Origin of the sequence: Nonomuraea sp. NPDC049695 (assembly GCF_040674955.1) — a bacterium.
In the GTDB taxonomy this organism is placed as follows: domain Bacteria; phylum Actinomycetota; class Actinomycetes; order Streptosporangiales; family Streptosporangiaceae; genus Nonomuraea; species Nonomuraea helvata.
On sequence record NZ_JBFANV010000116.1, the window covers coordinates 21318 to 27928 of the forward strand.

Annotated in this window: 7 protein-coding genes and 1 riboswitch; of the genes, 4 read left to right on the forward strand and 3 right to left on the reverse strand. The window is 68.0% G+C overall.

Going from position 1 to position 6611, the window contains the following annotated elements; all coding sequences use genetic code 11:
- Window positions 1–61 precede the first annotated feature (61 nt).
- On the forward strand, window positions 62–1582 hold the full coding sequence (lysX, locus tag AB0J64_RS50555) for a bifunctional lysylphosphatidylglycerol synthetase/lysine--tRNA ligase LysX (protein WP_364044327.1): 1521 nt from the start codon (window positions 62–64) through the stop codon (window positions 1580–1582).
- Between the two features lie 127 nt (window positions 1583–1709).
- On the opposite strand, the gene AB0J64_RS50560 is transcribed toward lysX, so the two are convergent.
- The gene (locus AB0J64_RS50560; RefSeq protein ID WP_364044330.1) at window positions 1710–2630 is read right to left on the reverse strand and encodes an NADP-dependent oxidoreductase; all 921 of its coding nucleotides are present in this window, start codon (window positions 2628–2630) and stop codon (window positions 1710–1712) included.
- Window positions 2631–2728: 98 nt separating this feature from the next.
- On the opposite strand from AB0J64_RS50560, the gene AB0J64_RS50565 reads away from it, so the two are divergent.
- Both AB0J64_RS50565 and AB0J64_RS50570 read left to right on the forward strand, forming a co-directional pair.
- Window positions 2729–3130 (forward strand): helix-turn-helix domain-containing protein, encoded by a 402-nt coding sequence (locus tag AB0J64_RS50565; RefSeq protein WP_364044333.1) that lies wholly within the window; start codon window positions 2729–2731, stop codon window positions 3128–3130.
- Between the two features lie 687 nt (window positions 3131–3817).
- Window positions 3818–4030 (forward strand): LuxR C-terminal-related transcriptional regulator, encoded by a 213-nt coding sequence (locus AB0J64_RS50570; RefSeq protein WP_345000625.1) that lies wholly within the window; start codon window positions 3818–3820, stop codon window positions 4028–4030.
- A 15-nt stretch (window positions 4031–4045) separates the two neighbouring features.
- Here AB0J64_RS50570 and AB0J64_RS50575 read toward each other — a convergent pair whose 3' ends face one another.
- Window positions 4046–4999 (reverse strand): NlpC/P60 family protein, encoded by a 954-nt coding sequence (locus tag AB0J64_RS50575; RefSeq protein ID WP_364044336.1) that lies wholly within the window; start codon window positions 4997–4999, stop codon window positions 4046–4048.
- A 95-nt stretch (window positions 5000–5094) separates the two neighbouring features.
- Window positions 5095–5245: riboswitch (cyclic di-AMP (ydaO/yuaA leader) on the reverse strand.
- A 275-nt stretch (window positions 5246–5520) separates the two neighbouring features.
- Here AB0J64_RS50575 and AB0J64_RS50580 point away from each other — a divergent pair.
- Window positions 5521–6090, forward strand: a complete 570-nt coding sequence (locus tag AB0J64_RS50580; RefSeq protein ID WP_185069324.1) for an amino-acid N-acetyltransferase — start codon at window positions 5521–5523, stop codon at window positions 6088–6090.
- A 10-nt stretch (window positions 6091–6100) separates the two neighbouring features.
- On the opposite strand, the gene AB0J64_RS50585 is transcribed toward AB0J64_RS50580, so the two are convergent.
- The coding region (locus AB0J64_RS50585; protein WP_364044340.1) for a hypothetical protein at window positions 6101–6611 on the reverse strand (511 nt) is incomplete at its 5' end.

Consider the following 6611-nt stretch of genomic DNA (forward strand, 5'->3'; position numbering starts at 1 on the left):
GAGACATTGATAGGCGAATGCCCTTGCACAGATCCTGCAGCGCTCCTGCAGCGGACCGACGATGCCTTGCAGTTCGCCATATCCCCTACTCTTTGATGGTGTGAGCGACGAACTTCCCGAGCAGATGCGCATCCGGAGGGAGAAGCTCGACCGCCTTCGCAGCGAGGGCGTCGATCCTTACCCGGTGAATTTCCCACGTACGGCGACCAACGCCGAGGTCAGGGAGAAATACCAGGGCCTGGAGCCCGACACCGCCACCGGTGACACGGTCGCGGTCGCGGGGCGCGTCATGCTCAACCGCGTGGGCGGCAAGCTCTGCTTCGCCACGCTCCGCGACGGCGGCGCCGACCTGCAGGTCATGATCTCACTCGACAAGGTGGGCGAGGAGTCGCTGGCCGCGTGGAAGCGTGACGTCGACCTGGGCGACCACGTGGGCGTCACCGGCGAGGTCATCACCTCGCGGCGCGGCGAGCTGTCGATCCTGGCCGACAGCTGGCAGATCACCGCCAAGTGCCTGCGGCCGCTGCCGGAGAAGCACGTCGGCCTCACCGATCCCGAGGCACGCGTCCGCCAGCGCTACGTCGACCTCATCGTCAACGACGAGGCGCGCAAGATGGCCCGTCTCCGCAGCGCCACGGTGCGCGCGGTGCGCGACTTCTGGCACGAGGAGGGCTACCTCGAGGTCGAGACCCCGATGCTGCAGCCCATCCACGGCGGCGCGACGGCCCGGCCGTTCAAGACCCACATCAACGCCTACGACATGGAGCTCTACCTTCGCATCGCGATCGAGCTCTACCTCAAGCGGCTCGTGGTCGGGGGCATCGAGAAGGTCTTCGAGATCAACCGCAACTTCCGCAACGAAGGCGCCGACTCCACGCACAACCCCGAGTTCACGATGCTGGAGGCGTACGGCACCTACCTCGACTACAACGACATGGCCGACCTGACCCAGCGGATGTACCAGAAGGCCGTGGTGGCCGCCCTGGACACCTCGGTGGTCGTCCATGACGGGGTGGAGGTGGACCTGGGGATCGCGGCCTGGCCCCGCATCACCCTGTACGGCGCCGTGTCGGAGGCCGTCGGCGAGGAGATCACCACCGCGACCTCCTTGGAGGAGCTCCGCAAGCTCGCCGACCGCCGCGAGATCCACTGGGACCCGAAGTGGGGCGCGGGCAAGCTGGTGCAGGAGCTCTTCGAAGCTCTGGTGGAGCACACGATCGTCCAGCCCACGTTCGTCATGGACTACCCGCTGGAGACCTCGCCCCTGACCCGTCAGCACCGGGAGGACCCGCTGCTGACGGAGAAGTGGGACCTGATCGGCTTCGGCACCGAGCTGGGCACGGCCTACTCGGAGCTGGTCGACCCGATCGAGCAGCGCCGCCGCCTGACGGAGCAGTCCCTCCTGGCCGCCGGCGGCGACCTGGAGGCCATGCAGCTGGACGAGGACTTCCTGCAGGCCCTGGAGTACGCCATGCCGCCCACGGGTGGTGTGGGTGTGGGGATCGACCGCATGATCATGGCCTTCACCGGCAGGAACATCCGCGAAACCATCCTGTTCCCGCTGGTCAAGCCCACCCACTGACCCGCCTCGGCCCCCCGCGCGTCCACGCTGCGGGGGGCGCCGCGTCGGTGGGTCGTGGTGCGGCGGTGTTCGGCGCTCATGTGCGACCCTCAGCCACAGCGCCGGCTGCAGGGTGCGCGTCGGCGCGTCAGGGGATGAGGACGAGGCGGCCGCGGAGGCCGCCGGCGGCCAGGCGGGCGTGGGCGTCGGCGACCTTCTCCAAGGGGTACGTGTCCGCCACCCGCAACGTCAGCCGCCCGGCCTCCACCAGCCGCACCACCTCCGCGAGCTGGGCCGCGTCGGACCGGAAGAACACCGTGACGACGTCGGTCCCGCGCAGCGCCACCGGCGCGACCCCCGCGGAGAGCGCGATGAAGGCCCCGCCGTCCCGCACCGCGTCCAGGGCCGCCAGCCCGAGCACGGCCGCGTCCACGACGGCGTCCACACCCCCGGGGACAAGCGCGCGTACGGAGGAGGCCACATCCTCGCCGCGCGGCACGAACCACTCGGCCCCCAGCCTCCGCACCAGCTCCTCGTCCCCGGCCCCCGCGACGGCCACCACCCGGGCGCCGCGCAGGGTGGCCAGCTCGACCAGGTAGCCCCCGACGGCCCCGGCGGCCCCCGTGACGAGCAGCGTACGGCCGGGGCCGACGCCCGCGCGGTCGAGCGACTGCCAGGCCGTGAGCGAGTTGAGCGGGATCGTGGCCGCCTCCGCCGCCGTGAAGCCGCGCGGGGCCGGAGCCACCGCCGAGGCGTCGACCACCACGTACTCGGCCTGCGCCTTCACCGGCAGCTCCAGGCGCGCCACCAGCGCGACGACCTCATCTCCCACATGGAACGAGGCCCCGTCGCCCACCTGGTCGACGGTCCCCGCGGCCTCGAAACCGAGCCCGTACGAGTCCAGCTTGCGGGCCACGCCGTAGTCCGCGAGCGTCCCGGCTGCCACGGCGAGGTCGAACAGGTTCACCCCGGCCGCCGCGACCTTGATCCGCACCTGTCCGGGCCCTGCGGTGGGCACCGGCACCTCCACCAGCCGGGGAGCGCCGGAGCCGCCAATGAGTGCACGCATGTTGTTCGTCATGCCGGCAAGCGTAGGAAGAGTTACTCTCTTCTGGTAAGTAGGCACCTGGAAGTGCGTAACCCACCCAAAGAGAAGGAGCGGACAGCGTGGTCACGAAGACGGCGGCGGAGCGGCGCGACGAGGCCAGGCAGGCCTTCGACGCGTACTTCTCCGAATGCCCCTCCAGGAAGCTCCTCGACCGCCTCAGCGACAAGTGGGTCACCCTCGTGCTCAGCGCGCTGGCGGCGGGGCCGCGCCGCTACAGCGACCTGGCCAGGCGCATCGCGGGCGTCAGCCAGAAGATGCTCACCCAGACCCTGCGCGGCCTCGAACGCGACGGCCTGGTCTCGCGCACGCTCACTCCCTCGGTGCCGGTACGGGTGGACTACGCGCTGACTCCGCTGGGCGAGAGCCTGATGCCGCTGGTGGCCGCGATCAAGAGCTGGGCCGAGACGCACATCGGCGACGTCGAGGAGGCCAGGGAGCGCTACGACGCCGACAATGCCTGATCCATCACGGGAAGTGGTCGCGAAACTACCTTCCGGCTCGCCCGCTTTCCGATAGGAGGGCGGTTGTAAGCATCGGGTCAAGGTCGCCGGTGACGGTGCCGTTCCACCCGATCAGGCACCCGAGCGCAAGCGTGATCGCCACGACGGGCGCCGGGTGCGTCCACCCGGAAACGAGGCCCCTTGGCGCGGGCGGTGACGAGACAAGCACGGCGGCGGCCGATCGGTGACCCGCGGGCCCATCGGAGCATGCGTCTCCGAATGATCCGCTGCGCCGATCCGGGCGGCCATTCCGATGGCCTGACCTGGATCTCCCTATAAGAAGGGAATCGCCGTACAAAGCGAGCGATTGGTAGTTGGGCGGGCGGATGGAAGATCGCTTATCGGGCGCTCAGCCGGCAATACCCGGCTTATGGATCACACCGAAACTCCGCCCCGAACGGATCAAAATCGGGAACGTCCGAAGCCCCATTGATGGCGCCTGGGAGAACCCGAAGAGATCACACCTCGGCTATCGGGAGTCGTGACATATCGCGAGTGCGTCATATATAACTGATCATGTCAATACCGCCCGTCAAGTGCGGCGATTGTCATGCTTGACGACCTTTCCGCGATGCGTTTACGGTCTGCGAGGAGCGGCTTTGGCCCATCTGTGAGGTCCAAGTTCTGCTGTTGGGGGGAGGGCTCCCGATGGATGTGCTCACTGAAGACGTTGAGCTAAGCCATGCTGATTTGGCGCTGCTGGCGGAGCTGGCCAAGGGAGTCACGGTCGATCGGGTAGGGCGACGTCTGGATATCAGCGGACGCACGGTACGCCGGAGATTACGGTGCATCTGCGACCGCATCGGCGTGGCCACGGCAATCGAGGCCGTGGCCTGGGCCGCGCGCCGCCAGCTGATCTAGCGTCGGAGGTGGGGCTCAGTCGGCGATGCGCACCGCGCCGGCGAAGGGCCGCCTGGCGATCGACGCGATCCGTACGACATCACCCGTCTGCGGGGCGTGCACCATCATGCCTCCGCCGATGTAGATGCCCACGTGGTGCAGGTCGCCGTAGAAGAACACCAGGTCGCCTGGGCGCAGATCCGAGCGCGAGATGTGCTTGCCGGCGGTCCACTGGTCGCCCGTGTAGTGCGGCAGCGAGATGCCCACCCGCTGGTACGCCGCCATGACGAGGCCGGAGCAGTCGTACGAGCTCGGGCCCTCGGCGCCCCAGACGTACGGCTTGAGCTGCTGCGTGAGCGCCCACCGCGCGGCCTCCGCCGCCTTGCCGGCGCCCGCGATGGGCAGGTTGACGCGCACGGCGCGCGTGCCGGGCTGCCCCGCCTCGCCGAGTGCCCGCTTGAACAGGCTGCTCTCGACCTTGGTCACCAGCTTGGTGATCTTGTCGCGCTTCGTGTCGAGGTCGTCGACGATCTTCTGGACCTCGGCGATGCGCTCCTTGGCGCCCGCCTGGGCGCGGGAGGCCGTCTCCATGGCCTTGGAGAGCTGGTTGATCTCCTCGCCCTGCTCCTGCTCCAGCGCGTACGAGGTCGCGGCGCGGTTGAGGAACTCCTCGGGATCCGTGGAGGTCGCGAACTGCATGGTCTTGGTGAAGCCGCCCGTGATGTAGGCGTTCTGGGCGAGCAGGACGGCCTTCGCGCGCTTGGCGGCCAGGTCCGACTCGCTGGTCGTCAGCGTCTTCTGCGCGGCCTCGGAGGCCTTCTTGGCCGTCTTGAGCTTCTCCCGCTGGCCGTTGTACTGCTCGGTCAGCGTCTCGATCTGGGTGTGCAGCTTCTCGGCTTGGGAGGCGAGCTCCTTCAGCGAGGGCTTGGGGTCCGCGGACGCCGAACCGACAGGGATGGCGAACAGCAGTGCGGCGACTGTGAGACTCACCACACCGACGTGGCGCGGCCGCCGTGGCCGTTCCGGAGGGCGGGCGTGCTTGCCCGCCGGCTTCCCCCCACCGTTGCGCGTGCGCTTCACCTACCAGCTCCTCTCATAGAGCGCCTACCGGGTTAGCTGACGGGTTCGGGCCGGAGCAGCCCTACCGAGAGACTCGGACTCACCCCTGTGATGGCGTCGCAGGTCGCCACCGGTGGATCCCCGGCTCCCCTTGCGGGAATTGAGCGTGTCTCCCGCGCGACATACGGGGGACATTGTCGCTGGACATTAATGCACTCCGGGTTCCCGCTCAACCAGAACTGCCAAGTCTGTAGAGGTTTCACAACCGAAGGGTCACAAGGGGATCTCGTGATCACCTAGGCAGAAGAGACCTTATGCCCCCTATGTCCGTGCTTCTGCACAAACCCCGAGCGGGCCGAGCTCCGTGCTCGTCCGGCCACGAGATGTAACAGGATGGGCCGAGACATGGGAGTTAGGTCCGAGCCGTAATGAGATCTGTACTCTGGAGAACCATGGAGCAGGTGGCCGAGCTGACAGCGCCCGAGACCGCGGTGGTGGTCCGGCGCGCCCGCACGCCCGACGTGCGGACCGTCAGGCGCCTCGTGGACACCTACGCGGGCGCGGGGCCGCGGCTCCTGGAGAAGGCCACCGTGACGCTGTACGAGGACGTACAGGAGTTCTGGGTGGCCGAGCGGGGCGGGCAGGTCGTCGGCTGCGGCGCGCTCCACGTGCTCTGGGAGGACCTCGCAGAGGTCCGCACGGTGGCCGTGGATCCCGAGTGCCGGGGGATGGGCGTCGGCCACCGGATCGTCTCCGCATTGATCCAGCAGGCCAAAGATCTTGGTCTGCGACGTGTATTTTGTCTCACTTTTGAGGTCGACTTCTTCGCGAGGCTCGGATTCCGCCCGATCCAGGGCACACCGGTCTCACCCGAGGTCTACGCCGAACTGCTGGCCTCGTACGACGAGGGTGTGGCGGAGTTCCTCGACCTGGAACACGTCAAGCCCAACACCCTGGGCAACACCCGCATGCTGCTCCATCTGACATCGGGTGACGTGGATCTTGACCAGATGGAAAGGTGATTGTTGATACCTATGTCGATACGTTGGGCAGCACAGGCATGTGTCCTGACACGTGCCACATGCGCACTCGAAGCGAGGTGACACGGTGAGCACCGGACAGCCGCCGTATCCGCAGGACGAATCCGGCGACAACCCCGCCGGCAATCCCGAATACGGACAACAGAACGCGGGTCGCCGCCCAGGCGAGCCCGACCCCGACGTGACTGTGGTCGGCTACCGGGCGGACGATGCCTACGGTCAGCAGCCCCAGCACCCCCAGCAGGGTTACGGCCAGCAAGGCTATGGCCAGCAGCCCCAGTACGGTCAGCAGCAGTACGGCCAGCAACAGCAGTACGGCCAGCAACAGCAGTACGGCCAGCAACAGCAGTACGGCCAGCAACAGCAGTACGGCCAGCAGCCTCAGTACGGTCAGCAGCAGCCCCAGCCCGGCTACGGCCAGCAGCCTCCCTCGGGCCAGCAGGGTTACGGCCAGCAGCCCCAGTCGGACTACGGGCAGCAGCAGCAGTACGGGCAGCAGCCCC

Excerpts from the sequence above, each read along its gene's own strand:
- AB0J64_RS50560 (WP_364044330.1), bottom strand. The coding sequence starts at position 2,630 with ATGCGTGCACTCATTGGCGGCTCCGGCGCTCCCCGGCTGGTGGAGGTG.
- AB0J64_RS50570 (WP_345000625.1), top strand. The coding sequence starts at position 3,818 with ATGGATGTGCTCACTGAAGACGTTGAGCTAAGCCATGCTGATTTGGCG.
- AB0J64_RS50580 (WP_185069324.1), top strand. The coding sequence starts at position 5,521 with ATGGAGCAGGTGGCCGAGCTGACAGCGCCCGAGACCGCGGTGGTGGTC.
- lysX (WP_364044327.1), top strand. The coding sequence starts at position 62 with ATGCCTTGCAGTTCGCCATATCCCCTACTCTTTGATGGTGTGAGCGAC.